Genomic DNA, 25932 nt, shown 5'->3' on the forward strand with positions numbered 1-25932 from the left:
CCGCGGCGCCGGCCCGGTTCGGGGTGGCGGCGGCGCTGCCGGCGACGACGCTGGCGCGGCGGGCGTTCCGCACGACGCGCGGGCGGGCGCTGCTGGCGGGCATGGCGGCGCACTCGATGCTGGACCTGCGCGCGCCCCTCACCGCCGGCTACGGGCTGACGCTGGCCGTGCTCGCCCATCTGGTGGGCTGGCCGCTGGTGGCGGGCGGTTCGCAGCGGCTGGCCGACGCGTTGGTCGCCCGGCTGCGGGAGCTCGGCGGCGAGGCGGTGGCCGGCCACCGGGTGCGCTCGCTGCGCGAGCTCGACGCGCCGACGGTGGTGCTGGACGTGTCGCCGCGCGAGTTCGCGGCGCTGGCGGAGGAGCCGGGCCGCCACGGCCCGCTGCCCGCCCGCTACCGGGAACGGCTGCTGCGCTTCCGCCACGGGCCCGGCGCGTTCAAGGTCGACTGGGCGCTCGACGGGCCGGTGCCGTGGCGCGACCCGGCGGTGGCGGGCGCGGGCACCGTCCACCTGGGCGGCACGCTGGAGGAGATCGCGCTCGGCGAGGCGGAGACGGCCGCCGGCCGCCTCTCGCCGCGCCCGTACGTGCTGCTGGTGCAGCCCTACGCGGCCGACCCCGGCCGGGGCGGGCACACGCTGTGGGCCTACTGCCACGTCCCGAACGGCTCCCGCGCCGACCTGAGCCGGGCGATCGAGGCGCAGATCGAGCGGTACGCGCCCGGCTTCCGCGACCGGGTGCTGGCCCGCCACGTCATGGGGCCGGCCGCGCTGGAGGCCGCCGACCGCAACCTGGTCGGCGGCGACATCGGCGGCGGGCTGGCGAGCCTCGGCCAGTTCGTGCGGCGGCCGGTGTGGTCGCCGGCGCCGTGGCGCACCCCTCTGCCGGGCGTGTTCCTGTGCTCGGCCTCGACGCCGCCGGGGCCGGGCGTGCACGGCATGGGCGGCTGGCAGGCCGCCCGCCTGGCCCTCGGGCGCTAGCCGGCCGCCAGCTCCTCGGCGATCGCCGCGGCGAACGCGTCGACGTCCTCCTCGGTGGTGTCGAACGCGCACATCCAGCGCACCTCGCCGGTCGCCTCGTTCCAGGTGTAGAAGCGGAAGCGCTTCTGCAGCCGGGCCGTGACGTCCGCGGGCAGCACCGCGAAGACGGCGTTGGCCTCGACGGGCCGGGGCACCTCGACGCCGGGCAGCTCGCGCACGGCCTCGGCCAGCCGCCTGCCCATGGCGTTGGCCTGCCGGGCGTTGCGCAGCCACAGGTCGCCCGAGAGCAGCGCCTCGAACTGCGCCGACACGAACCGCATCTTCGACGACAGCTGCATGAACGTCTTGCGCAGGTAGTCGATGCCCGTGGCCGCCTCCGGGTTGAGCACCACGACGGCCTCGCCGTACAGCAGCCCGATCTTCGTGCCTCCGAAGGAGAGCACGTCGACGCCCGCGTCGGTGGTGAGCGCCCGCAGGGGCACGTCGAGCGCGGCGGCGGCGTTGGTGAGGCGGGAGCCGTCGAGGTGGACGAGCATGCCGAGCTCGTGCGCGTGGTCGCAGATCGCGGCGATCTCGGCGGGGGTGTAGACGGTGCCCAGCTCGGTGGTGTTGGAGATGGAGACGACCTTCGGCTGGGCGCGGTGCACGTCGCCGAAGCCCCACGCCTGGCGGTCGATCAGCTCGGGGGTGAGCTTGCCGTCGGGCGTGGGCACGGTGAGCAGCTTGATGCCGCCGGTCACCTCGGGGGCGCCGCCCTCGTCGGTGTTGATGTGGGCGGTCTCGGCGCAGACGACCGCCTCCCAGTGCGCGGTCATCGCGCGCAGGGAGACGACGTTGGCTGCGGTGCCGTTGAACACCGGCCATGCCCGCGCCCCCTCGCCGAAGTGGCGGCGGAAGACGTCCTGGAGCGCCTCGGTGTAGACGTCCTCGCCGTAGGCGATCTGGTGGCCGCCGTTGGCCTCGGCGATGGCCTGGAGGATCTCGGGATGGACCCCGGCGTAGTTGTCGCTGGCGAACGCCTTGAGCCGGGGGTCGTGCCGGGGAGTCACGTAGTGAGGTCCAATCGGGTGGCGTTGATCTGGTCGGCCGGCTGGTCGTAGAGGCCGCCGATGGCTTCGGCCAGGTCGCGCACGTCGGTGAAGCCGGGGAACCTCGCCTCCGGCTTGGCGGCCCGCATGGCGTCGTTGACCAGGGCTTTCACGACCAGGATAGTGGCCGCGGAGCCGGTGCCCCGCAGCGCGTCGGCCAGGGAGAGCGTCCACGCCTCGGCGGCGGCCTTGGCGGCGGCGTAGGCGGCGCCGCCGGCCTCGGGCTTGCCGGCGGCCTTGGCGGAGACGATCACGAACCGGCCGTTGCCGCTCTTGCGCAGCAGCGGCTCGAAGGCCAGCGACACGTGCTGCAGGGTGCGGATGAGCAGGTCGTGCAGGGTGTCCCAGTCGGCGAGGTCGGTGCGGTCGAACGAGGGCGAGCCGCGCCAGCCGCCGACGAGGTGGACGACGCCGTCGACGCGGCCGTGCTCGGCGTCGATCCGCGCGGCCAGCTCCTGGACGGCGGCGCGGTCGAGGAGGTCGACGTCGTCCTTGTCGACGCCGATCACGGTGTGGCCGTGCTTGGTGAAGTGCTCGGTCACCGCGGCGCCGGTGGGACCGGCCGCGCCCGTCACAAGAATGATCATGCCCGGATCCCCTTCGTCGACTCGACCACGTCGGCCAGCTTACGGCGCAGCGCCTCGTAGAACATGCTGAGGGGGAACTCGTCCGGCAGCACCGCGTCCACCTTGGCCTTCTGCTCCTCGGGCAGCGCGGCGACGCCCTTGGCCCACACGGAGGCGGGGTCGGGGGCCACGTAGGCGCTGACCAGCTCGTGCGCGGCCAGCCAGTGGGCCAGCTTGGAGCGGTCGATGCTGTCGCGGTAGAGCTTCTCCACCTCGCCGCGCAGGTCGGCGACGCCGTCGGCGACGCGCTCCCAGTCGATGGACAGCCGGTTGTCGGTCCACCGCACGATGTCGTTGCGGTGCAGGTAGGCGAACAGGAGCTGGCCGCCGAGCCCGTCGTAGTTGCGCACCCGCGCCCCGGTGATCGGGAAGCGGAACAGCCGGTCGAACAGGATCGCGTGCTGGACGTACCGGGCGTGCGGCACCCCGCGCCGCTCCAGCTCCACGGCCTCGCCGAACGCGGTCAGGTCGCAGCGCAGCTCCTCCAGCGAGTACAGCCAGTACGGCATCCGCTGCTTGATCATGAACGGGTCGAACGGCAGGTCGCCGTGGCTGTGCGTGCGGTCGTGCACCAGGTCCCACAGCACGAACGTGTCCTGGGCGAGCTGCTGCGACTCCAGCAGGCGGGCGGCGTCCGGCGGCAGGTCGAGCTTGAGCGTCTCGGTCGCGGCCTTGGACACGCGGCGGAACCGGGCGGCCTCGCGGTCGGCGAAGATGCCGCCCCAGGTGAAGCGGGCGGGCGCCTGCCGGACGGCGACGGTCTCGGGGAACAGCACGGCCGAGTGCGTGTCGTAGCCGGAGGTGAAGTCCTCGAACGCGATCGGCACGAACATCGGGTTGTCGTAGCCGCCCGCCTCCAGCTCGGCCAGCCAGTCCGGCCAGATGGTGCGGATCCAGACGGCTTCCAGGTTGCGGTCCGGGTTGCCGTTCTGCGTGTACATGGGGAAGACGACGAGGTGCTCCAGGCCGTCCACGCGCTGCGTGTCGGGGTGGAACAGCTCCAGCGAGCGCAGGAAGTCCGGGACGCCGAGGTCCTGCTCGGACCACTGGGCGAGGTCGTCGCGGACGGCCTGGAGGTAGGCGGCGTCATGCGGGAAGCTCGGGGCGATGTCGCCGATCGCGGCGGAGATCTCCGCGACCAGCTCCTTGGCCCGGCCCTTCTCCTCCGGCACCGAGCCGTCCTTGACCTGGAGCGGGCGCAGCTCCTCGACGGCGGCCTTGATCCGGGCGAACAGCGCCGCCTTGACCTCGTCGCGCTCCCCCGCCCCGGCGCCGGCGTCGGGCACCCGGGCGGCCCAGGTGACCACGTTCCCCCACAGCCTGTGGTGGTCGTAGTCGTCGATCGAGTCGTCGCCGAACAGGTCGGAGTCGGCGAACACCACGACCCGGCCGCGCCCGTACGTGAGCGCGACGGCGAGCGGCGCGCCCGCCGGGTCGGCGTCGGCCGAGGTGGCGAACAGGACGGTGGCCTCGTCCCCGGCGGCGAGCACGCCGGAGCGGTAGAAGCAGGCCCGCTTCACGCCGGCCAGCAGGCCGTCACCGGTGGCGCGCTCGCCGAGCACCCAGGTGGCCACCTCGCGGTGGGCGTTCCTGGGGTCGCGCACGGTGGTGTGCCCTACGCTCACGCCGAACCGGGCCAGCAGCTCGGCCAGGTTGTTGCCGTACTTGTCCTGCTCCTCCTCGGCCAGCACGACCAGGCCGCCGCCACCGGAGATGAACGCCTCGACGGAGTCCAGCTCGTCCGCGGTGAACACCGGGCTGCCCTGGCCGGTGGTGCGCTCCCAGCGCTCGCCGGACGGGTGCGCGATGACCAGGACGTCCTGGTCCTGGAGCGTTCCCGCGTCGAGGGCGCCGGCGGTGTGGGCCGTCACCGTGTGGCCCAGGTGGCGCAGCAGCCCGGCGGCGCGCGCGTAACTGTTGTCGTCGGGGTGGGCGGGGTTGATGGCCTCGGCGACATCACGCCGGATGGTCCACGACTCGCTGTGGGCCTCGTCGAACAGCACTCGGGGGAACGCTCGCATGAAAATCTCCTGTTGCTACCGCCTTATGACGAAAAATATACACATACGTCCCCAGTGCCTCGCAAAAGCCTTCCGCATGTTGAGATCAGTTCGCGTCCCCCGGGCGCACCACGCCCGACTCGTAGGCGAACACCACCGCCTGCGCCCGGTCCCGCAGGCCCAGCTTCATCAGCACCCGCGCCACGTGCGTCTTCACCGTGGCCTCCCCCACGTACAGCTCCCGGGCGATCTCCGCGTTCGTCAGCCCGCGCGCCAGCAGCCGCAGCACCTCCAGCTCGCGCGGCGTCAGATCCGCCAGCCGCGGCGACGGCACCGGCTCCGCGCGGCCCGCGAACGAGGCGATCACCCGGCTCGTCACCGCCGGATCCAGCAGCGCGTCACCCGCGTGCACGATGCGGATCGCCTCGATGAGCTGCTCCGGCGGCGACACCTTCAGCAGGAACCCGCTCGTGCCTGCGCGCAGCGCCGCCCACAGGTTCTCGTCCGTGTCGAACGTCGTCAGCGTGATCACCTTCGGCGGCGACGGCGTGTCCAGCAGCTGCCGGGCGGCGCTCAGGCCGTCCAGGCGCGGCATGGAGATGTCCATCAGCACGATGTCCGGCCGCGTCCGCCTGGCCACGGCGATCGCGTCACGCCCGTCGGCGGCCTCCCCCACGACCTCCATGCCGGGATCGCTCTCCACGACCATGCGCAGCCCGGCCCTGACCATCGCCTGGTCGTCCACGATGACGATTCGAATGCCCACAGCTGTCGAAGGTAGACGCCGGAAGGGCCGTTGAACACCCAGGTCAAGCCGTACGCAAGTCAGTTCCAAGCCGCTGGTCAGGAGACGACCACGCTCTGCCTCACCCGGACCTGCGTGGCGTCGTCACAGCTGTTGCGGGCGCAGAAGTACAGCATGAGGATCGGCTTGGGGCGGTGGTCGATGACGTAGCCGACGAAGCCCAGCGCGTTGCCGGTGTTGCGGTCGCGCAGCGAGCCGTCGTAGCGGGTGGCGTCGCGGTTGCCCGCCCGGTCCGGCACCGGGGCGCTCACCTCGATCTCGCCCGGCAGCAGGCCCTCCAGCATCGCCTTCATCTCGTCCCGGCCCGCCCCGGCCGCCAGCGTGTCCGACACCTGCACGTACACGCCCACGGCGTTCTCCGGGTCGCCCGTGATGACGCCGTTGACGGCCGCCCAGTCGGCGTTCGCGCCCGAGACGAACATCGCCTCGAACTCCGCCGCCCGCGGCGACGCCAGCGCGAACAGGTCGGCGTGCGTGCGCGCGGTCCACCCCTCCGGGTGCTCGAACGTCAGCGGCGCCGCGCGGGTGTCCTGGAACCGCACCCACGACTCGCCCCGCTGGCTCACCACCAGCATCACCACCAGGGCCAGCGCCGCCACCACCGCCACCAGCCCGGCCACCACGATCGGCAACCTCCCACCCCGCCCCCGGGACCCGCCGAGCCCGTACCCGGCCCCTCCCTCGGACCCGTCTGAGCGAGACCCACCGGGAGAACCGGCGGAGCCGGGACCGTACCCCGGCTTCCCCTCCATCCCCTCCGGGCGAGGACCGCCGGGGGTGTGGCCAGGGCGCGCGCCCGCACCGGACGGGCGGGACGAGCCGGGACCGTACCCCGGCCCTCCCTCCGCCCCATCCGGGCCAGGACCGCCGGGAACGTGGCCCAGGCGCGCGCCCGCACCGGACGGGCGGGACGAGCCGGAGCCGTACCCCGGCCCTCCCTCCGCCCCATCCGGGCCAGGACCGCCGGGAACGTGGCCCAGGCGCGCGCCCTCGCTGTGGGCGCGTCCCGCATCGCGGGCTGCTCCCTCACCCCAGGGAGGCCCGCCGCCGGGCGCCCCGGACTCCCTCCAGGGCGGGCCACCGCGGGCGGCACCGTCGCCCCGGGGAGGCCCGCCACCCGGCGCCGCGCCGTCGCCCCGAGGAGGCCCGCCGCCCTGGGGCGTGCCCACCCCCCAGGGCCCGCCACCCGGCGCCACGCCATCGCCCCAGGAGGGCCCGCCACGCTGCGCCGCACCTTCGCCCCAAGAGGGGCCACCGCCCGGTACGGTGCCCGGAGTCCGGGGAGGGCCGCTGCCGGGGATCGGGCGGCCTTCGGCGTTGGGGGCGGGGCTGTCGATGGCGGCGCGGAGGGCGTCGACGAAGGCGGTGCAGGACGGGTAGCGCTGCTCGGGCGATTTGGCCAGCGCCCGGCTCATCACCGCGTCCACGGCGGGAGGCAGGCCCGGCCGGAGCGTCGTCAGCGGGGCGGGCTGCTCGGCCAGGTGCGCCCACAGCAGCGCGATGTCGTTGTCCCGCTGGAACGGCAGCCGCCCCGACAGCCCCTCGTACACGACGCACGCCAGCGCGTACTGGTCGGCGCTGCCGTCGATGTGCTCCTTGTTGATCTGCTCCGGCGACATGTAGCGCGGCGTGCCGATGAACTGGTCGGTCTGCGTCAGCCCGGAGATGGACGTGCGGTGCTTGGTGATGCCGAAGTCGGTCAGATAGACGTGCTCCCCCGCGAGCAGGATGTTGGCCGGTTTGACGTCGCGGTGGATGAGGTCGTGCGCGTGGGCGGCGTCGAGGGCGGCGGCCACCTGGGCGAAGATCCGGTTGGCCCGGCCGAGCGGCAGCGGCCCGCGGTCGTGGATGAGCCGCCGCAGGTCGAGCCCGTCGACGTAGCGCATGGCGATGTAGAGGACGCCGTCGGCGTCGGCGTTGGCCTCGTAGATGGGGATGATGTTGGGGTGTTCGATGCTGGCGACGGTCCTGGACTCCAGGATGAACCGCTGCCGGAACCGGTCGTCCACGCTCAGCACCGGGTTGAGGATCTTGAGCGCGACCCGGCGGCTGAGCCGGGGGTCCAGCGCCAGGTAGACGACGGCCATGCCGCCTTTGCCGACGATGTCCTCGATGTAGTAGCCGGCCACCTCCTGGCCGATGAGCGCTCTGTCGTTCACGGGCATCACGTCTCGGCGGGGTGGCCGCAGTAGCCGCAGAAACGGTGGGCGGGGCCGAGCCGCATCCCGCAGGCGGTGCAGAACGCGACCGGCGGCTCGCCCGCGGTGAGCACCGGCTGGTGCTGCGGGATCGCCTGCAACGGCGCCGACCGGCGCACCACGACGGTCTGGTCGGCGCCCTCGTCGAGCGGCTGCGGCACCGCGCCCGCCGGGGCCGGGGCCGACGGCGACATGTCGGGTGTACGCCTGCGCCGCCACAGCAGGAACGCCCCGGTGCCCGCGGCGACGAACAGCACGGCCGCCGCCACGATGAACGGCCACAGCGGCGTGCCGCCGGAGGCGGGCGTGACGCCGGCCCGCCGGGTGCCCGCGTCCTCCGGGCCGCCCCGCTTGGCCAGGGAGATCTTCAGCAGCTCGGCGGCGACGACGTTGCCGGGGTACAGCTCCAGCACGCGCTGGAAGCCGGGGGCCGCCTCGGTGTAGTACGCGGTGTGGTAGCGGGTCAGCGCGCCCTCGAACGCCGAGTCGATCGCCCCCCGGCGGGGCGCGATGCCGGCCTTGGTCAGCGCGGCGGTGATCTCGCGGACGCCGATCATCTTGGCCTCCTTGCCGCCGCCGATCAGCATGCCGATGACGTGGCCGTCCTTGTCGCCGATCACCGGCGCGCCGATCAGCCCGCGGTCGGCCAGGCCGCCCAGTTTGACGGGTTCGTCGGCCTTCTTCTCCGGGTCGGCGAACGGCCTGCCGGTGTCGCCCTTGCCGCCGCCCTTGCCCAGGTGGGCGATCTCGACGGTATTCTGCACGTCGGGGCCGGGCCTGCCGAGGAAGCCCGCCACGCTGGTGGGCGAGCCGACCTGGTCGGGCACCTTGTCGGCGAGCGGGGCGGTGGGCATGCCGACGCTGCCGACGGCCCGGCCGATCGGCATGAGCACGGCGGGGCTGTCGGGCCCAGACCCGGCCTTGACCAGGTCGGCCTTGAACCCGTCGGTGTCGGCGGGCGCCACGTTCGGGAAGATCGTGATCTCGGTGGAGACGTCGATGATGCAGGTCGCGGTGGACTTCTTCGGCGGGTAGCACTGCTTGAGGTGGCGGTCGAGCAGCGGGTCGTCGAGCGAGTGGCGGTCGGCGTCCTGCGGGATCTTCACGTCGTGGTGCTCGGCGAAGATCTTGTTCGCGGCCCGTACGGCGACGTCCTCGCCGGTCCGCACGACGCGGGTCAGCGTGACGATCGCGCCCTCGGGGTTGACCACGGTGCCGGTGCCCTGGCCGAGCGGGAAGTCGTAGGAACGCTCCACGTGCCGTAATTCGCCGATGTGGTCGAGGAGGGTGATCTCCACGTGGGAGACGGCCTCGACCCGCACGACGGCGGGGGTGACGAGGTCGGTGATGCCGCTGGGGTGCTCGTGCGCCACCGCGGGCAGGGTGAGCAGCGCGATCGTCGCCGTGAGACCGCCGGCCAGAGCTGAGAGACGCGCCATCGCCGCCCCCGTACGAAGGGATATGACCAGGGTCCCAAGCGCCTGCCGTAAGTCAAGAGAACGGCGTGCGGGCATCGGCCGGACGCCGGGAATCCCACCACGACCCCATCGCGCCGACGCCCCCCTTCGTTACGGGCGCGCCCGCCGCCCGACGAGATCTCCCGGGTCGAAGGTGACGGGGAAGGGCGAGGCGGGCGAGGCGGCGGCTCCGGCCTTGTAGGCGACCGGGGGACCGTAGTCGTCGCCGTCGAGCTCGTAGACGTAGAGGGAGGGCCCCTCGTCCAGCTCGATCCGCCAGTAGAGGGGGATCTTCGCCGCGGCGTAGGCCTCGGCCTTGAACCCCCGGTCGCGGATCTTGGTGCTCGGGCTGACGATCTCCACGGCCAGGCGGATGTGCTCCGGCGCGAACATCAGCTCGACCGACTCGATCGCGTCGGCGGCCACGACCACCAGATCGGGGATGTAGAAGCTGTCGGGGCTCACCCGGAGGTTCACGGTCGACAGCGGCTCCAGCTCCGGCGGCGCGGCCAGCTGGAGGAGGTGCAGAGCGCGCGTGATGGCGAGCTGGTGCAGTGGTGTGGGGGCAGGGCTCACCAGAAGGCTCCCGTTGAAGAGCTCGTAGCGATTCCCGTCGTCGGGGAACTTGAGCAGGTCGTCGACGCTGAACGGCGGCGCGCCCGGAAGAACCGTGCGCGCGGTCGTCGGTTCGGTCGCCATCGCGGTCACCCACTCAGTATCGCGGCTCTCCCCTTCACCGACATGGTACTTACCCGGATCCGGTCACTTTCCGTCCCAGGGTCGCCACGCTTCGGCGCCGTCGCGGACGGCGGCGTGGACGGCGCGGGCGAGGCGGGCGCCCCACTCGGAGCGGGGGCCGCCGAACAGCTCCTCGGGCCCGGTGGCGGGGACGGCGAGGCAGACGGCGTCGGAGGCGGTGCCGGTGCCCGCGTAGCCGGTCTCGGCGAGCGCCTGCGTCTTGGCCTCGGTGATCGTCATGACGGCGTTGACCAGGGCGGCGTCGGTCATCGCGACGGGCACGACGGCCAGGATGTTGATCGTGCCGACGCGCATGGGCGCGAGCTCGGGGTCGGCGGCGCCCTCGGGGGCGGCGGCCCAGGTGGGGACGCGCAGGCCGACGGTGGCCACGGCGTGGACGCCGCCGTCGCGGGCCTCGCTGTAGCGGTCGACGGAGGCGGCGGTCATCATGCCGACGCCGTCGCCGGTGGGGCCGAGCGAGGTCAGGTGCTCGACCGGGTCGGTGCGCGAGTAGCCGGCGACGACCTGGGCGTTGAGCACCCACGAGCGCGGCCCGATGCCGCCGCCGAGCATGGCCGAGGAGATCATCCGCCAGCCGGGCCCGAACTCCCAGAGCAGCGACCCGAGGCGGACGCCTTCCTCGACCCGGTAGCTGAGCTTCACGGTCCTCCCCTGACGAGGTGCACGACGGGCCGCCCGCCGGGGCCCGGCTCGATCATGACATGGGCGTCGAAGTGCTCGCCGACGAGCGGCTCGGTGAGCACCTTGTCCGGTTCGCCGCAGGCGACGGCGCGGCCCCGGGCGAGCAGCAGGAGGGTGTCGGCGTACTGGCCGGCGAGGGTCAGGTCGTGCAGCGTGGTGACGACGGTCAGCCCGTCGGCGCGCCTGAGCCGGTCGACGAGCTCCAGCACCTGCTGCTGGTGGCCGAGGTCGAGCGCGGTGGTGGGCTCGTCGAGCAGGAGCACGGGCGCCTGCTGGGCGAGGGCGCGGGCGAGCACGACGCGCTGGCGTTCGCCGCCGGACAGCTCGCCCGCCCTGCGGGTGGCGAACGCCGTCAGGTCGAGCCGGTCCAGGACGGACGCGGTGACCTCCCGGTCATGGCGGCTCTCCCTGCCGAGATAGGGGATGTACGGGGTGCGGCCGAGCAGGGCGTAGTCGAAGACCGTCATGTCGGGCGGCACGGCCGGGGTCTGCGGCGCGTAGGCGATGAGCCGGGCGCGTTGGCGCGGTTTGAGCGTGGCGGCGGAGCGGCCGTCGAGGTCCACCTGACCCCGGTGGGCCAGCACGCCCATGACGGCCTTGAGCAGCGTGGACTTGCCGGCGCCGTTGGGCCCGATGATCGCCAGCCATTCGCCGCGCCGTACGGTGGCGTCGACGCCGGTCAGCACCTCGCGGTCGCCGAGCCGTACGGAGAGGTCGCGGACGCCGATCATGGCCGGGGTGCCCGTCATGTCGCGGTCCTCCGCGTCATGCGCAGGACGGCCACGAAGAACGGCGCGCCGACGAACATGGTGACGACGCCGATCGGCAGCTCGGCGGGGGCGATGACGGTGCGCGCGGCGAGGTCGGCGAGCACCAGGAAGGCCGCGCCGACGATCAGCGACAGCGGCAGCACGCTGCGGTAGGAGCCGCCGGCCAGGCGGCGCACCAGGTGCGGGACGACGATGCCGACGAACCCGATGAGCCCGCTGACGGCGACGGCGGCGGCGGTGGCCAGCGAGGCGGCCAGAAGCACCGTGAACCGGACCCGGGCGGCCCGCACGCCGAGGCTCACGGCCTCCTCGTCGCCCACCGACAGCACGTCGAGCATGCGGCCGTGCAGGAGGAGCAGCACGGCGGAGACGGCGGCGTACGGCAGCACGAGCCAGAACTGCTCCCAGCCGCCGCCGACGTCGCCGAGGATCCAGGCGTAGATCCGCTGCAGCTCCTCGACCTTGAACTGCTGCACGAACGTCTGGATCGCGGTGAGGAACGAGGTGACGGCCACCCCGGCCAGCACCAGCGTGGACGTGCCGCCGGAGCGTCCGGCGGTGTTGCCGAGCGCGTAGGCGAGGAAGACGCCGCCGACCGCGCCCGCGAACGCCGCCACCGGGATGCTCGCCGCGAGCTGCGGCAGCAGCACGATGGCCACGGTCGTCATGAGCCCGGCGCCCGCGGCGGCGCCGAGCAGGTACGGGTCGGCCAGCGGGTTCCTGAACACGCCCTGGTAGCCGGCCCCGGCGATGGCCAGCAGCCCGCCGACCACGGCCGCGACCAGCACCCGGGGCAGGCGCAGCTCGTACAGCAGGCCCTGCTCGACGGGCGACAGCCCCGAGTCGGCGGTCACGAACGGCAGCCAGTCGGCGGCCTGGACCACCACCTGCCAGGGCGAGATGTCGGCCGCGCCGCCGAGCAGGCCCGCGACCATGGACAGGGCCAGCGCGCCCAGCGCGCCGGTCACCCAGAGCGGCCGGGCGCGGGACGGCCCGGCCGCCGTTTCGGCGGACCGCACTAGCGGCCGGCCGCCTTGGTGACGGCGTCACCGATCGCCCGCGCCAGGTCGACGACGCGCGGGCCCCAGCGGGAGGCGACGTCGTCGTCCAGCTCGATCACCTGGTCGCCGGTGATGGCGGACAGGTTCTTCCAGCCGGGGCGCTTGGCCAGCGTCTCCTTGCTCTGCTGGCAGCACTTCACGTCGGCCAGGAAGATCAGGTCGGGGTCGGCCTGGGCGACGAACTCGGCCGACAGCTTCGGGTAGCCGCCTGCCGCGTCGGGCGCCTTGTCGGCGATGTTGGTGAGCCCGAACATGCCGTAGATCTGGCCGATGAACGTCGTGGACGTGACCGCGTACGGCGTCTGGTCGAGCTCGTGGTAGTAGGTCAGGTCGGCCTTGGGCGCCTTGGCGGCCAGCTCGGCCATCGCCGTCTTCATCCCGGCGACGACCTCGTCCGCCTTGGCCCGGTTGCCGGTGGCGGCGCCCAGGTCGGTGATCTCGTCGTACGCCTCGTCCAGGTTGGTGGCGGCGGGCTCCAGCAGGACGGGCACGTTCAGCTTGCCCAGCTCGGCGACGACGTGGTCGATGTCGTCGGAGACGACGACGAGGTCGGGCTTCTGGGCGACGATGGCCTCGACGTTCGGCTTGAAGCCGGACAGGTCCGTCTTCGGGGCCTCGGCCGGGTGGTTGGAGCGGTCGTCGACGGCGATCACCTGGGGGCCGGCGCCGATGGCGAACAGCGTCTCGGTGTGGGTGGCCGACAGCGAGATGATCCGCTGCGGCTTGGCGGCGAGGGTGACGTCGCCGTTGCCCGCCTTGACCGTGACGGGGAAGGCGTCGCCGGAGGACGAGGCGGAGGAGGAGGGGGCGGGGGTCGCGGGGGTGGCTGTCGTGCCGGTCTGGCCGCAGCCGGCCAGCAGCAGCGTTCCCAGCAGCGCGCCCGCGAAGGCCGTGCGTACGGGCCTCACGAGTAGTCCTTTCACACTGACGGAACCGAGAGACCCGCGAAGAGCGACGGATCACCCTTTTCCACGAGGGTTGATGACGTCACGCAGAGGCAGGCGACCTGGCTATGACAGTTGCGGGACAGCGCCGGATTCGCACCGGACTTCGCTGCAGCACTGCGCGTCGGACAAACGCTATCAACCCCCCAGAACGACAGCGACGTCAAGGGTGGGGCGTCACAAGGCGCGGACTTGGGACTCCGCCTCGGCGATGATCTCCTGGAGCCGCAGCCCGTGCGCGGCGTCGAGCGGGTGCCCGCCGCCCTGCCTGACCGTGCGGGCGAACTCCTCGGCGACCGCCGCCAGCGGGTCGCCGTCGCCGTGGGCGAGCACGGCGCTGCCCTTGCGGCCGTAGACGGCGAAGCTCGACGGGGGCAGCTCGCCCACGCCGGCCTGGCACAGCGACGCCTCGCTGACGGCGCCGCCCTCGTGCTCCAGCAGCAGCCCCACCCAGGTGAGCGGGTCGCCGTGGGCGCGCACGCCGGTGATCGGGCCGAGCGCGGCGTCGAGCAGGTCGATCACGTGCGGGCCGACGTCGAGCAGCGCGCCGCGCTCCAGCCGCCACGGGGTGGCGAACGGGTGGTCGCCCATGAGGGAGCCGGAGATGTTGGCCGCGTGCCCGCCGAACGGGTCGATCTCGGCGCACCGGGCCAGGAACGCGCGGGTCTCGGCGGCGTAGCGGAGGGTGAGCACCATCTGGCTGGGCACGCCCGCCTCGGCCACGGCGGCGGCCAGCCGCCTGGCGCCGTCGAGCGAGCCGGCGAGCGGCTTCTCCAGCAGCAGCGCCTTGCCCGCGCGGGCGGCGCGCACGCCCAGCTCGGCCTGCACGTCCGGCGGCACGCAGAACGCGACGGCCTCGCACGCGTCGAACAGCTCCTCGACCCGCTCGAACACCGGCGCGCCGAGCCGCGCGGCCGACTCCGGCCGCCGCGCCCACACCCCGGCGAGCCTGGTGTGCGGGCCCTCGGCCAGCATCGGCGCGTGCGCCATCTCGGCCCACGGCCCCGCCCCGATCAGCCCCACCGCCACTGGCTCCATGCCCCCGATCTTACGGCGGCCCCGCGGGCGGGAACGGAGCCGGGGGCGCCCCCTGCGGCCCCGGGAGGTCCGCGGCCGCGGCGGGCCGGGATGATGGTGCCATGGACGAGATGGTGTTGCTCAGGCATGGTGAGACCGAGTGGAGCCGGACGGGCAGGCACACCGGCCGCACCGACGTGCCGCTGACCGCGCGCGGCGAGGAGCAGGCGAGGGCGCTCGGGCCGCTGGTCAAGGAGCGCCCGTTCGACCTGGTCATGGTCTCCCCCGCGCAGCGGGCGAGCCGTACGGCGGAGCTGGCGGGGCTGACAGGGTTCGAGGTGGAGCCGGATCTGTGGGAGTGGGACTACGGCGGCTACGAGGGCATCACCACGCCGGAGATCAGGAAGACGCGGCCCGGCTGGTACCTGTGGCGTGACGGCGTGATCCCGGGCGCCCCCGGGCATCCCGGGGAGAGCGCCGCCGAGGCGGGCGCGCGGGCCGACCGGGTGATCGCGCGGGCGAGGCAGGCGGGCGGCCGGGTGGCGGTGGTGGCGCACGGCCACATCCTGCGCGTGCTGACGGCCCGCTGGCTCGGTCTGGAGCCCGCCGACGGGCGGCTGTTCAAGCTCGACACCGGCACGTACTCGCGGCTGGGCCTCGAGCACGGCGAACCGGTCATCACGACCTGGAACGCGCCCGTCGGCTGACGCCGGCCAGGGCGGTCCCCGGCGCCGGACGGGCGGCTCCCCCGTCAGGCCGCCGGGGCGTCGGCGGGCTGCGGCCCCCGGCCGGTCAGCCATTCCAGGACGCGGCGGTGCCCGGAGGCGGCGTCCTCGAAGTGCCCCCAGCGCCAGTAGCGCGGCTGGTCGCGGACGCCCGTCACCCAGGTGCGGTAGGAGACGGAGCCGCCGGTGTCCGCCGGCGCGACGCCGTAGGTGCGGATCACGACCTGGCCCCCAGGCGCGAACAGCACGTCGTCGGCGATCGGGTACAGGGTCATCTGCTGAAGCATGACCCGATCCTCCGGGTTCGGGCGGCACGGCCGGTTACGCCTCCGGCGCGCCTCGGTTACGTGAACCCGCCGGAGGTGAACAGGCTGTTACACGAGCAGCCCGTCGAACTCCCCGTCCTTCACCCCGAGCACGAGGGCCCGGATCTCGTCGCGGGTGTAGATCAGCGCCGGGCCGTCGGGGAAGCGCGAGTTGCGCACCGCGATGCCCCCGTCGGGCAGTTCGGCGAGCTCGACGCAGTTGCCCTGCGAGTTGCTGTAGCGGCTCTTGCGCCAGGCGACCTGGGTGAGGTCGGTGGCGGGCATGCCGTTGTAGGTCTGGTTCATCTACATCTTTCTGAGAAGGCCGCCGATGAGCTCGACGGTGCCCCCTGGCGTGGTGCTCTCCACGCACAGTTGCTCCATGGCGGTGAGGTACGGGTCGATGTCCTCACGTTTGTCCAGGTAGAGGGCACCCCAGAGCTGTTCGACGTAGACGACGTCCGACAGGTCGGACTCGGGAAACCGCAAGATGCTGAACGCGCCCCCCTCGGCAGCGTGCATGCCGTATTTGAAGGGCATCACCTGAATGGTGATGTTGGGCAGGGCGGCGACTTCCAGCAGATGCCGGAGCTGCTCGGCCATGACCTCTCGGCCGCCGATGGTCCGCTTGAGCGTCGCCTCGTCGATGACGGCCCACAGGCGCGGCCCGTCCTTCTGGGTGAAGCGCTCCTGGCGTTGCATGCGCATATGCACGCGGCGTTCGATCTTGTCGGCGGACAGGTCGGGGTTGCCGAGCTGGAACACCGCCCGCGCGTAGGCGGAGGTCTGCAGCAGGCCGGGCACGAACTGCACCTCGTAGGTGCGGATCACGCTGGCCGCTTCCTCCAGGCCGACGTACGTGGTGAACCAGTGCGGAAGCTCGGCCGAGTATTTGTGCCACCATCCCGGGGTGTTGGCCTCGCGCACCATCTCCAGCAGAGCACGCCGTTCGGCGTTGTCGACGACGCCGTAGAGCGTGAGCAGGTCCTCGACGTCACGTGTCTTGAATCCGACGCGCCCGAGCTCCATCCGGCTGATCTTGGACTCGGAGGCCCGGATGTGAAATCCGGCCTGGTCGCGGGTCAGCCCGCTCTCCTCGCGCAGCCGCCGCAGGCTCGCACCGAGCATGATGCGCCGAACGGTCGAACCGGAACCGGGCGGATCGATGGACACGTGGTGCTCCTTGGTCGTTTCCTTGCCACACAGTCTGTCACTTCACAACCCATAGATCATGGGCTGCGGACAAGATCCCCTTTCCCACTGATTGACCTTTTGACGACCAACCGTAGCGGCTGCACGAGTTGTCTGCACGTGCATTCGCTCTTGCACCTGCACGAGAGTCTGTCGCAGAATGATCACGTGCATCCCACCCTGGCGCCGGGCCTGTGGACCACGTTCGACTGGTGGCCACCGGTCGGCTGGTGGCCCGAGGCCGCGCGCGATCTGCTGGTGCCCGGCCCTGTCTCGAGCGCCACGTTCGTGCTCCCCGCCACCGCCTCGTCCGTCCACGCCGCCCGCAGTTTCACCGCCGGGGTGCTGTCGGCCTGGGACCTTCCGGAAGTGGCCGACAACATGGAGCTGGTGGTCTCCGAGCTGGCCACCAACGCGCTGCGTCACGGCCTGCGCCTGGAGGAGCCCCGCTGCGAACGGCCCGTCCACATGTCGCTGGTGCGCCGCGGACCGCTGGTGACCAGCGCGTTCACCGATCCGGGCACCTCGGTGCCGGTGCTCCGCTATCCGGGCCCGCTCGACCCCGGCGGGCTCGGGCTCCACATCGTCGAGTCGCTCAGCCTCCGCTGGGGCTGGTCCGCCCTCGCCCCGCACGGGAAGATCGTCTGGGCAGTTCTCTCCTGACCGGGTGTGATCTGCATTACCGTGGATGGTCATGGCTCACGGTGAGTCCTACGCGCGACCCATGAGAGTGCTGACCGATGGACGATCACCTGCTCGGCTGGCTCCGGACCCTCGACGAGGACAGGCTCTGCCGCATCCTGTCCAACCGCCCTGACGCCATCGCCGCACCGTGGCCGCGCCGGCTCGACACGCTGGCCCAGCGCCTGAGCAACGGCTTCGCCGCCATGGAGGCGCTGCGCCGCCTGCCGCTGCCCTGCCTCCAGCTCGCCGAGGCCTGCCTGGTGCCGGCCAGGCCGACCGCCGAGCGGCTGGCCGGGCTGCTCGGCAGGCAGCCGGCGGAGCTGAGCCCGTGGCTCGACCGCCTCTACGACCACGCGCTGGCCTGGCCGGGCGACGACGGCGAGATCCACCTGTCGGAGGCCGTGGCGCGCTCGTGGGGCACGCCGCTCGGCCTGGGCGAGCCGCTCGACCACTACCTCAACTCCTGGACGATCAGCACCGACACGCTGCGCGCCCTGGCCCGCAACCTGGGCCTGCCGCCCCACTCCAACAAGCGCCGCACGATCACCCGGGTGAGCGAGGCGCTCGCCGACCCGTCCCGCGTGGAGGCGCTGCTGCGTCACGCCCCCGGCGGCACCCGCGACCTGCTCGACGCCTTCGCCTGGGACGGCCCCGTACGCGACGTCGACGGCGGCCGGTTCGTCACGCCGGGCGCGCCGGAGAAGTGGTCGGCCGACCACGGCCTGCTCTACCGGCCGAGCTGGCACGTCGCCGAGATGCCGCGCGAGGTGGCGCTGTGCCTGCGCGGGCCCGGCTACCGTCCGCCGTTCGCGGCGCGGGCGCCCGAGCTGCCCACGCTGCCGGTCGACCCGGAGGAGGTCGACCATCTGATGACGCTGGCCGCGCCGCACGTCGTCGAGCGGTGCGCGGCCCTGCTCGACAACACGGCCAAGACGCCGCTGCCGCTGCTCAAGACCGGCGGCGTCGGCGTGCGCGAGGTGCGCCGGGTGGCCAAGGAGACGGGCTGCGACGAGGACGAGACCCGGCTGCTGCTGGAGGTCTGCGCGGTGGCGCGGCTGCTGGCCTGGGACGAGCCGTCGGGCGGGCTGGTGCCGACCGAGCGGTTCGACCGGTGGCGGCTCGACGAGGGCGCGGCCCGGCTGCGGGTGCTGCTGTCGGCCTGGTGGCGGATGGAGCGTTCGTCGCTGCGCAAGGTCGACGGCCGCTACGGCACGCTGCTGGGCGACGACCAGTCGGGCCCGGCCGTGGCGCGGGTGCGCCGCGCCGTGCTGTCGGTGCTGGCGCACCTGCCGTCGGGCACGGCGTTCGCCGGCCGTGACGGCCTGGTGGCCAGCGTGCACTGGCACGCCCCGCTGCTCGACCGCGAGCTGCTGGGCGCGTGCGCGTCCGCGGTGATCGACGAGGCGCGGCTGCTCGGCCTGCTGGCCAACGACGCGCTCACCGACCTGGGGCGGGCGCTGGCCGGGCTGTCGGACCGGGCGGGCGAGGAGAGCGACGACTCGGTGCCGCTCGTCGAGCACGACCCGGCGCTGGTGGAGGCGTCCACCCGGGCGCTGGCGAGCGTGCGCAGGAGCGCCCTGTTCGGGCCCGACCTGACCGCGGTGGTGACCGGGCCGCCGTCGGCGGAGCTGGCCGCGCTGCTCGACCGGGTGGCCGAGCGCGAGTCGCGCGGCGCCGCCTCGGTCTGGCGTTTCACCACCGAGAGCGTACGGCGCGCGCTCGACCGCGGCTACGACGCCGACGAGCTGCTGGAGGAGCTGGCCGAGGTCGGCACGATCCCGCAGCCGCTCGACTACCTGGTGCGTGACGTGGCGCGGCGGCACGGCGAGGTGACGGTGACCACGGTCGGCTGCGTCGTGCAGGCGTCCGACCCGTCGCTGCTGGCGGAGATCGCCGCCCACCGCAGGCTGTCGCGGCTGGGGCTGCGGCTGCTCGCCCCGACGGTGCTGGTCGCCTCGGCCGACGCCGAGCGGACCCTGGCCGCGCTGCGCGAGCACGGTTACGCGCCGGTCCCGGTCGCCGACACCGGCGAGATCGCCATCCGGCGCACCCGTGCCGAGGAGCCGCACGGCGGCAAGCTCATCCTGCTGCCGGGCGGCCAGGTGGCCGAGCTGGACCGGGCGCCGCACGTGATCGCCGAGCCCTCGCCCGACCCGCAAGAGCACGCCCGCCGCCTGATCGCCGACAGCCGGTCGGCGGCCGAGCAGGGCGGGCGCACCTGGGCGGTGATCGGCAGGATGGCCACCCGGCTGCCGACGGCCCAGCAGTCGCTGCTCGGTTTCGTCGTCGACCGGGGCGTGCGGGCCGGCATCACGCTGACCGGCGGCCTGACCGCCACGGTGAGCCACGGCGAGCTGCGCGGCGGCGCGCTGGACGCGTGGTGCGAGGAGGCGGGCGACTACCTGGAGTTCCCGCTCGCCGAGATCGTCGAGGTCAGGGGAGCTTACTAGCCTTCGCCAGGTTGGCCACCATCTCCTCCAGGACTCCCGCGTACGACTGGTAGCTGAAGGGCGCTTCGGCGCGCCACGCGTAGAGCTGCCCGGCCTTGACCGCGGGCAGCCCGGCGAAGGCGGGCTTCTTGAGCATCTCCTCGGGCTTGAGCGCCTGGGTGCGGGTGTCGTGCAGGATCACGTCAGCCGCGTAGGCGTCGGCGTTCTCCCAGCTGAGGCTCTGGAAGAAGCCCGCCTCGTCCACCTTGTCGGGGGTGACGACGTTCAGGCCGAGCTCGGCGGCGTAGGTGAGGTCGGGGTGGTGGGGCGGGTTGGCGACCCACATGCCGTCGGGCCCGGCGGAGATCACCAGGACCTTGAGGTCCTTGAACCGGGCCAGTTCCTTGCCTGCGGCCGCCATCCTGGCCTTGGCCTCGGCGACGCCCGCCATTCCGGCCTTGAGCGAGGCGGCCAGCTCCTCGTAGCGGCCGATGATCGCGGTGGCGCCGCGGCCGGTGAGCATGATGCCGGCGGTGGGGGCGACCTGCTCGATCGCGTCCTTGGAGCGTTCGGGCACGTACCAGAGGGTGTCCTTGTCGTACATGCCGGTCACGAGCAGTTCGGGGCGCAGGCCGATGTACTGCTCGACGTTGAACTCGTCCCAGGCGTTGCCCAGGCCGGTGACCTGGCTGATGTCGACGCTGCCCGCCTGCGGGTCCTTGGCACCGTCCTTGAGCTTGTGCGGGCCGAAGACGGCGATGGGGCGGACGCCGAAGTCCCACAGCGCGGCGGCGGCGCCGACCTGGGCGACGACCCGCGTGGGCGTGGCGGCCAGCTCGATCTTCTTGCCGCGGTCGTCGGTGAACGTCCACGCTCCCCCGGCGGTGGCCGGGGCCGAGGACCCCGCCGTGGCCTGTCCGCCGCCACCGCTGCCACCGCCGCCCGTGCCGCAGGCCGACAGCAACAGCGCGCCCGTGGCGGCGAGGAAGCCCCTGCGGGCCAGGACCGGTCCCGGCATGTGCAACTCCTTAGGTTAGGCTTGCCTTTCAAGCAAGGCTTTAGATTAGCCTTACCTAAGCTTGCCGTTGACGAAAGGGGGGCGGGTGCGGCCCGCTGAGCAGACCACGCCGCCCGGCGCCGCCGCAGCGCCCGCCCCGCCGCGCACGGGAGGCCGCCGGGCCGCGCTCGCCACCGGGCTCCTCGTCGCGGCCGGCGCGCTCGTGCTGGTGGCGCTGGCCGGCGTCGCGCTCGGCGCGCGCTCCATGCCGTGGACGGCCGTGTTCGACGCGTTCCTGGCCTTCGACGGCTCCGCCGACCACACCGTCATCCGCGACGTACGGGTGCCGCGCACGCTGCTCGGGATCGGCGTCGGCGCCGCGCTCGGGCTGGCCGGGGCGCTCATGCAGAGCCTGACGCGCAACCCGCTGGCCGACCCCGGGCTGCTCGGCGTCAACCAGGGCGCGGCGCTCGGCGTCACGCTCGCGCTCGGCGTGTTCGGTCTCTCCGACCCCGCCGTGTACGTGTGGTTCGCGTTCGCGGGCGCGGCGGCGGCCTCCGTCGTGGTGTACGCGCTCGGCTCGGCCGGCCGCTCCGGAGGCGGCCCGGTCCGGCTGGCGCTGGCCGGGATCGCCGCCGGCATGGTGTTCACCGCCGCGTGCTCGGCCATCCTGCGCCTGGACACGCAGACGTTCGACCGGATGCGCTTCTGGCTGGCCGGATCGCTGGCCGGGCAGGGCGCCGAGACCGCGGCGCGGCTCGCCCCGTTCCTGGTCGCCGGGCTGGTGCTCGGGCTGCTGCTGGGCCGCCCGCTCAACATGCTGTCGCTGGGCGACGACGCCGGCAGGTCGCTGGGCGTCGCCGTCACCCGGACCCGCGCGCTCACGGCGGTCGCCGTGACGCTCCTGTGCGGCTCGGCCACCGCCGCCGCCGGGCCGCTGTGGTTCGTCGGCCTGGCCGTGCCCCACGCCGTCCGCGCCGTGGTCGGCCCCGACCAGCGCTGGGTGCTGCCCTACTCCGCGCTCGTCGCGCCCGTGCTGCTGGTCGGCGCCGACGTGGCCGGACGGCTGATCGCCAGGCCCGGCGAGGTGCAGGTCGGCATCATGTGCGCGGTCATCGGGGCGCCGGTCTTCATCCTGCTGGCCCGGCGCAGGAGGCTGGCCGCGCTATGACCGTACGTGTCGGCCCCTGGTCCGTCCGGCTCGCGCCGAGGGCGCTGCTCACCGGCGCGCTGCTGCTCCTGGCCGCGGTCGCGGTGAGCGTGGTGGCGATCTCGACCGGCGAGTTCACCGTGCCCGTGCCGGACGTGCTCGCCGCCCTGGTCGGCGAGGGCACTCCCGTCGCCGAGCTGATCGTCGCCGAGCTGCGCGCCCCGCGCGTCGTCACCGGGCTGCTGGTCGGGGCCGCGTTCGGGGTGTGCGGCGCGATCTTCCAGAGCCTCACCAGGAACCCTCTCGGCAGCCCCGACTTCATCGGCTTCACCGCCGGCGCCTCGACCGGCGGCATCCTGGCCGTCGTCGCCGGCGGCTCCGCCCTCGCCGTCTCCGGGGGCGCGCTGGCCGGCTGCGTGATCACCGCGCTGCTCGTGTACGGGATGGCGTTCCGGCGCGGCGTCCAGGGCTACCGGCTCGTCCTCGTCGGCATCGGCGCCAACGCCCTCCTCCTGGCCGTGAACTCGTACCTGCTGACCAGGGCGAACATCAACGACGCCGCCACCGCCGGAGCCTGGCTCACCGGCAGCCTGAGCGGGCGCGGCTGGGAGCACGCCGTCCCCGTGGCGCTCGCGCTCGCCGTGCTGCTGCCCGTCGGCGCGGCGCTCGCCAGACCGCTGCGCATGATCGAGATGGGCGACGACGCCGCCCGCGCCGTGGGCATCGGCGTCGAACGCGTCCGCGCCGCCGCCGTCGTCACCGGCGTGCTGCTGTGCGGCGTCGCCGTCGCCGCCGCCGGGCCCGTCGTCTTCGTCGCGCTCGCCGCGCCGCAGCTCGCCCGCCGGCTCACCCGCTCCGCCGGCGTCACCCTGGCCTCCTCCGCGCTCATGGGGGCCGTCCTGCTGACCGTCTCCGACCTGGCCGCCCAGCGCCTGCTCGCCCCCACCCAGCTGCCCGTCGGCGTGGTGACCGCCGCCATCGGCGGCACGTACCTCGCCTTCCTGCTGCGAAAGGACCGTTACTGATGGCCGACGCCCGCCTGTACGGCAGCGACCTCACCCTCGCCTACGACCAGCGGGTGGTCGCCACCGAGCTGAACGTGGCGATCCCGGACCGGTCCTTCACCGTGATCATCGGCCCGAACGCGTGCGGCAAGTCCACCCTGCTGCGCGCCCTGGCCAGGATGCTCAAGCCGAGGACCGGGGCGGTGCACCTCGACGGCAGCGTGATCACCGCGCTGCCGTCCAAGGAGGTCGCCCGGCGGCTCGGCCTGCTGCCGCAGAGCTCGATCGTGCCCGACGGGATCACCGTCGCCGACCTGGTCTCCCGGGGGCGCTACCCGCACCAGCGGCTCATGCGGCAGTGGTCCAGGGCCGACGAGGCGGCGGTGACCGAGGCGATGCGCGCCACCGACGTGACGGAGCTGTCGGACCGCATCGTCGACGAGCTGTCCGGCGGGCAGCGGCAGCGCGTCTGGCTCGCCATGGCGCTGGCCCAGGAGACGCCGATCCTGCTGCTGGACGAGCCGACGACGTTCCTCGACATCGCCCACCAGATCGAGGTGCTCGACCTGTGCGCCGACCTGCACGAGGCCGGGCGTACCCTGGTCGCCGTGCTGCACGACCTCAACCAGGCGTGCCGCTACGCGACGCACCTGATCGTCATGCGGGACGGCCAGGTCGTCGCGGAGGGCGACCCCCGGGAGGTGGTCACGCCGGAGCTGGTGGAGCGGGTGTTCGACCTGCGCTGCGAGATCATCACCGACCCGCAGTCGGGCACCCCGCTCATCGTCCCGGAGCACCGCCGCCGCGTCTCCTCCCCCGCCTGACCGCTGGGGGTTCAGCCGGGCAGGCAGCGGCGTACCGCGAGGAGGGCGACGGCGCGGGTGACGGCGAGCAGTTCGGAGAGGGGGACCTGCTCCCGCGGCGCGTGCGCGTAGCGGGCGTCGCCGGGCCCGTAGTGAAGCGTGGGGATGCCCGCCGCCGCGTACAGCCGCAGGTCGCTGCCGTAGGGGGCGGCGGACTCCGGCAGCGTGACCCCGCTGACGTCGGCCGCCGCCTGCCGGACCTCGGCGAGCAGCGGGTGGCCTGCCGGCAGCCGGCCGCTGGCGAACTGGCCGCCGGGCCAGGTGACGGCGGGCGGGTGGGCGCGCAGGAACGGGTGGGCCGCCGACAGCACCGCCTCCTCGAACGCGGCCCGCGCCTCGGCCGGGTCCTCGTCCAGCCGCACCCCGAGCCGCCCTTCGGCGACGAGCAGGTCGGGGACGCTGCTCGCCCAGTCGCCGGCGCGGACGGTGCCGACCTCGATCGGGTACGGCAGCGCGTTCCCGGCGAACTGGGCCGGGACGTCGCGGTTGCGGTCGGCCTCCAGCCGCCGGATCGCCTGGAACACCGGCCAGAACACCTCGACGGCGTTGACCCCTTCGAGGCGGGTGGCGCCGTGGGCGGCCCTCCCGGCGACCTCGATCCGGAACGTCAGCGCCCCGGCGCAGGCGCTGATGACGGCTCCGCTGGTGGGCTCGGTGATGAGGGCCGCCTCGGCGGTGTGCCCCCGGGCCAGGGTGCCGAACGCGCCGAGCCCGCCGTCCTCCTCGCTGACCACGCAGTGCACGGCGAGGGGTCGTTCCAGGGCGATCCCGGCCCGGTGGACGGCCCGGACGGCGGCCAGGTTGGCGGCCAGCCCGGCCTTCATGTCGCACGCGCCGCGCCCGTGCAGGACGTCGCCGGAGATGCGGGCGGCGAACGGGTCGCTGCCCTCCCACTTGGCCAGGTCGCCGGTGGGCACCACGTCCACGTGCCCCTGCAGCGCGAGCGCGGGCACGCCACCGCCCCCGGTGACGCCCACCACGCCGTACGCCTCCACGCGGGGCGCCTCGGTGCCCGGGAAGCCGTCGCGGGCGCGCAGGTCGTCGAGGTCGAGCTTCCAGACGTCGACGTCCATGCCCGCCTCGGTGAGCAGCCCCGCGACGTGATGTTGCAGCTCGGACTCGGCGTCGGTGCCGGTCACGCTGGGCACCCGGACGAGGTCGGCCAGCAGGTTGACGGTCTCCGCCTCGTCGATGGCGTTGAGGACTCGGGTCTCGGCGTCGCGCATGGTGCACACCATCTCATGTCAGGACGTGAACCCCCAGGGGCCCGGGTGGCGATACAGGGCGTGCGCATTCTGGTGTGGGTGATGGTGGCGCCGTTCGCGGTGTGGGCCGCGGTGCGGGTGTCGGGGTTCGAGCCGGACTGGCCGTGGGTGCCGCTGGTGGCGTTCACCCCGTACGCGGCGGTGGTGGCGGCGGCGGGGCTGGTGCTGGCGGCGCTGGCGAGGCGGCGGGCCGCCGCGGTGGTGGCGCTGGCGGCCACGGTGGCGCTGGGCGGCGCGGTGGCGCCGCGCGCGTTCGCCGACAGCGAGGCGGCCTCGGGCGGGCCGGCGCTGCGGGTGCTGGCGGCCAACCTGATGTTCGGCCTGGCGGACGCGGCGGACCTGGAGGCGCTGGTGACGCGGGTGCGCCCGGACGTGCTGACGTTGCAGGAGCTGACGCCGGACGCGCTGGAGCGCATCGATCCGCGCCTGCGGCGGGCGCTGCCGTACGCGGTGACGAGCCCCAAGCGTGGGGCGGGCGGTTCGGCCGTGTACGCGCGGCATCCGCTGACGGCGGGGCCGCTGCTGGAGTTCGGCGGGTTCCGGCAGGCGGGCGCGGTGCTGACGGCGCCGGGCGGGACGCGGGTGGAGATCGTGTCGGTGCACCCGTGCGCGCCACGCCGCTACGGGCGGCAGCCGTGCTGGCGGGCGGGGCTGGAGGCGCTGCCCCGCGCGGGCGGGCCGCTGCGGGTGCTGGCGGGCGACTTCAACGCCACGCTCGACCATCTGCCGATGCGTGACCTGCTCGCCTCCGGCTACCGGGACGCGGCGGACGTGACGGGGCACGGGCTGACGGCCACCTGGCCGCAGAGCCGGCTGCCCGGCGTGGCCATCGACCACGTGCTGGCCGACGCCCGCATGGGGGTGCGCGAGTTCGGCGTGCACGGGCTGAAGGGCACCGACCACCGGCCGGTGTTCGCGGTGGTCACGCTGCCGTGA

The 25932-nt window shown here is 73.7% G+C and carries 25 protein-coding genes; 8 read left to right on the forward strand and 17 right to left on the reverse strand.

From position 1 onward, the window contains the following. The coding region (locus KME80_RS07000; protein ID WP_219501675.1) for a phytoene desaturase family protein at nucleotides 1-977 on the forward strand (977 nt) is incomplete at its 5' end. Here the strand turns inward: KME80_RS07000 and KME80_RS07005 are convergent. The 12 genes from KME80_RS07005 to KME80_RS07060 all read right to left on the reverse strand — a co-directional run bounded on the left by KME80_RS07005 (nucleotide 974) and on the right by KME80_RS07060 (nucleotide 14404). Further along, complete coding sequence (locus KME80_RS07005; protein WP_219501677.1) at nucleotides 974-2026, reverse strand: threonine aldolase family protein; 1053 nt, start codon at nucleotides 2024-2026, stop codon at nucleotides 974-976. The two genes, KME80_RS07000 and KME80_RS07005, sit on opposite strands and share 4 nt — an antisense overlap. Then, nucleotides 2023-2652, reverse strand: coding sequence for an SDR family NAD(P)-dependent oxidoreductase (locus KME80_RS07010; RefSeq protein ID WP_219501679.1), 630 nt, complete (start codon nucleotides 2650-2652; stop codon nucleotides 2023-2025). Before KME80_RS07010 ends, KME80_RS07005 begins: the two co-directional genes overlap by 4 nt. After that, nucleotides 2649-4712: a DUF6421 family protein gene (locus tag KME80_RS07015; protein ID WP_219501681.1), complete on the reverse strand. Its 2064-nt coding sequence runs from the start codon at nucleotides 4710-4712 to the stop codon at nucleotides 2649-2651. Before KME80_RS07015 ends, KME80_RS07010 begins: the two co-directional genes overlap by 4 nt. Before the next feature lie 85 nt (nucleotides 4713-4797). After that, nucleotides 4798-5457: a response regulator gene (locus tag KME80_RS07020; protein WP_219501683.1), complete on the reverse strand. Its 660-nt coding sequence runs from the start codon at nucleotides 5455-5457 to the stop codon at nucleotides 4798-4800. A gap of 77 nt (nucleotides 5458-5534) precedes the next feature. Further along, nucleotides 5535-7661, reverse strand: a complete 2127-nt coding sequence (locus KME80_RS51710; protein WP_281426850.1) for a serine/threonine protein kinase — start codon at nucleotides 7659-7661, stop codon at nucleotides 5535-5537. After that, the gene (locus KME80_RS07030) at nucleotides 7661-9133 is read right to left on the reverse strand and encodes a zinc ribbon domain-containing protein (protein WP_219501685.1); all 1473 of its coding nucleotides are present in this window, start codon (nucleotides 9131-9133) and stop codon (nucleotides 7661-7663) included. Before KME80_RS07030 ends, KME80_RS51710 begins: the two co-directional genes overlap by 1 nt. Before the next feature lie 129 nt (nucleotides 9134-9262). After that, nucleotides 9263-9850: a Uma2 family endonuclease gene (locus KME80_RS07035; RefSeq protein ID WP_219501688.1), complete on the reverse strand. Its 588-nt coding sequence runs from the start codon at nucleotides 9848-9850 to the stop codon at nucleotides 9263-9265. A gap of 63 nt (nucleotides 9851-9913) precedes the next feature. After that, nucleotides 9914-10552: an adenosylcobinamide amidohydrolase gene (locus KME80_RS07040; RefSeq protein WP_219501690.1), complete on the reverse strand. Its 639-nt coding sequence runs from the start codon at nucleotides 10550-10552 to the stop codon at nucleotides 9914-9916. Next, on the reverse strand, nucleotides 10549-11340 hold the full coding sequence (locus KME80_RS07045) for an ABC transporter ATP-binding protein (RefSeq protein ID WP_246644267.1): 792 nt from the start codon (nucleotides 11338-11340) through the stop codon (nucleotides 10549-10551). The genes KME80_RS07040 and KME80_RS07045 overlap by 4 nt, the downstream gene beginning before the upstream one ends. Further along, nucleotides 11337-12380 carry a FecCD family ABC transporter permease gene (locus tag KME80_RS07050; protein WP_372455346.1) on the reverse strand — a complete coding sequence of 348 codons (1044 nt, stop codon included), beginning with the start codon at nucleotides 12378-12380 and terminating at the stop codon, nucleotides 11337-11339. Before KME80_RS07050 ends, KME80_RS07045 begins: the two co-directional genes overlap by 4 nt. Beyond that, nucleotides 12380-13330, reverse strand: a complete 951-nt coding sequence (locus KME80_RS07055; protein ID WP_219501692.1) for an ABC transporter substrate-binding protein — start codon at nucleotides 13328-13330, stop codon at nucleotides 12380-12382. The genes KME80_RS07050 and KME80_RS07055 overlap by 1 nt, the downstream gene beginning before the upstream one ends. A gap of 213 nt (nucleotides 13331-13543) precedes the next feature. Continuing rightward, nucleotides 13544-14404 (reverse strand): Gfo/Idh/MocA family protein, encoded by an 861-nt coding sequence (locus KME80_RS07060; RefSeq protein WP_219501693.1) that lies wholly within the window; start codon nucleotides 14402-14404, stop codon nucleotides 13544-13546. A 101-nt stretch (nucleotides 14405-14505) separates the two neighbouring features. Here KME80_RS07060 and KME80_RS07065 point away from each other — a divergent pair, with 101 nt between their 5' ends. Then, nucleotides 14506-15090: a histidine phosphatase family protein gene (locus KME80_RS07065; RefSeq protein WP_219501695.1), complete on the forward strand. Its 585-nt coding sequence runs from the start codon at nucleotides 14506-14508 to the stop codon at nucleotides 15088-15090. Between the two features lie 44 nt (nucleotides 15091-15134). Here the strand turns inward: KME80_RS07065 and KME80_RS07070 are convergent, their stop codons facing one another. From KME80_RS07070 to KME80_RS07080, 3 genes are all read right to left on the reverse strand, one after another. Continuing rightward, the gene (locus KME80_RS07070) at nucleotides 15135-15395 is read right to left on the reverse strand and encodes a hypothetical protein (RefSeq protein ID WP_219501696.1); all 261 of its coding nucleotides are present in this window, start codon (nucleotides 15393-15395) and stop codon (nucleotides 15135-15137) included. Nucleotides 15396-15482: 87 nt separating this feature from the next. Further along, nucleotides 15483-15719 carry a DUF397 domain-containing protein gene (locus tag KME80_RS07075; RefSeq protein WP_049559738.1) on the reverse strand — a complete coding sequence of 79 codons (237 nt, stop codon included), beginning with the start codon at nucleotides 15717-15719 and terminating at the stop codon, nucleotides 15483-15485. Beyond that, nucleotides 15720-16586, reverse strand: coding sequence for a Sco1979 family transcriptional regulator (locus tag KME80_RS07080; RefSeq protein WP_504739702.1), 867 nt, complete (start codon nucleotides 16584-16586; stop codon nucleotides 15720-15722). Nucleotides 16587-16772: 186 nt separating this feature from the next. Here KME80_RS07080 and KME80_RS07085 point away from each other — a divergent pair, with 186 nt between their 5' ends. Beyond that, complete coding sequence (locus KME80_RS07085; protein ID WP_219501697.1) at nucleotides 16773-17267, forward strand: ATP-binding protein; 495 nt, start codon at nucleotides 16773-16775, stop codon at nucleotides 17265-17267. A gap of 77 nt (nucleotides 17268-17344) precedes the next feature. After that, entirely contained in the window at nucleotides 17345-19738 is a 2394-nt protein-coding gene (locus KME80_RS07090; protein ID WP_219501699.1) for a helicase-associated domain-containing protein, read from the forward strand. On the opposite strand, the gene KME80_RS07095 is transcribed toward KME80_RS07090, so the two are convergent. Beyond that, the gene (locus KME80_RS07095) at nucleotides 19722-20735 is read right to left on the reverse strand and encodes an ABC transporter substrate-binding protein (RefSeq protein WP_219501700.1); all 1014 of its coding nucleotides are present in this window, start codon (nucleotides 20733-20735) and stop codon (nucleotides 19722-19724) included. The two genes, KME80_RS07090 and KME80_RS07095, sit on opposite strands and share 17 nt — an antisense overlap. Before the next feature lie 85 nt (nucleotides 20736-20820). Here KME80_RS07095 and KME80_RS07100 point away from each other — a divergent pair, with 85 nt between their 5' ends. From KME80_RS07100 to KME80_RS07110, 3 genes are read left to right on the forward strand one after another with little or no spacing between them, the layout of a single operon-like run. Then, nucleotides 20821-21885 carry a FecCD family ABC transporter permease gene (locus tag KME80_RS07100; protein WP_219501701.1) on the forward strand — a complete coding sequence of 355 codons (1065 nt, stop codon included), beginning with the start codon at nucleotides 20821-20823 and terminating at the stop codon, nucleotides 21883-21885. Next, entirely contained in the window at nucleotides 21882-22889 is a 1008-nt protein-coding gene (locus KME80_RS07105) for a FecCD family ABC transporter permease (RefSeq protein WP_219501702.1), read from the forward strand. Before KME80_RS07100 ends, KME80_RS07105 begins: the two co-directional genes overlap by 4 nt. Next, nucleotides 22889-23692, forward strand: coding sequence for an ABC transporter ATP-binding protein (locus KME80_RS07110; protein WP_219501703.1), 804 nt, complete (start codon nucleotides 22889-22891; stop codon nucleotides 23690-23692). The genes KME80_RS07105 and KME80_RS07110 overlap by 1 nt, the downstream gene beginning before the upstream one ends. An 11-nt stretch (nucleotides 23693-23703) precedes the next feature. On the opposite strand, the gene KME80_RS07115 is transcribed toward KME80_RS07110, so the two are convergent. Beyond that, entirely contained in the window at nucleotides 23704-24957 is a 1254-nt protein-coding gene (locus KME80_RS07115; protein WP_219501704.1) for an ArgE/DapE family deacylase, read from the reverse strand. 60 nt (nucleotides 24958-25017) lie between these two features. Between KME80_RS07115 and KME80_RS07120 the strand changes: the two genes are divergently transcribed. Beyond that, nucleotides 25018-25932: an endonuclease/exonuclease/phosphatase family protein gene (locus KME80_RS07120; protein ID WP_219501705.1), complete on the forward strand. Its 915-nt coding sequence runs from the start codon at nucleotides 25018-25020 to the stop codon at nucleotides 25930-25932.

Source organism: Nonomuraea ceibae, from assembly GCF_019396325.1.
Lineage (GTDB): Bacteria > Actinomycetota > Actinomycetes > Streptosporangiales > Streptosporangiaceae > Nonomuraea > Nonomuraea ceibae.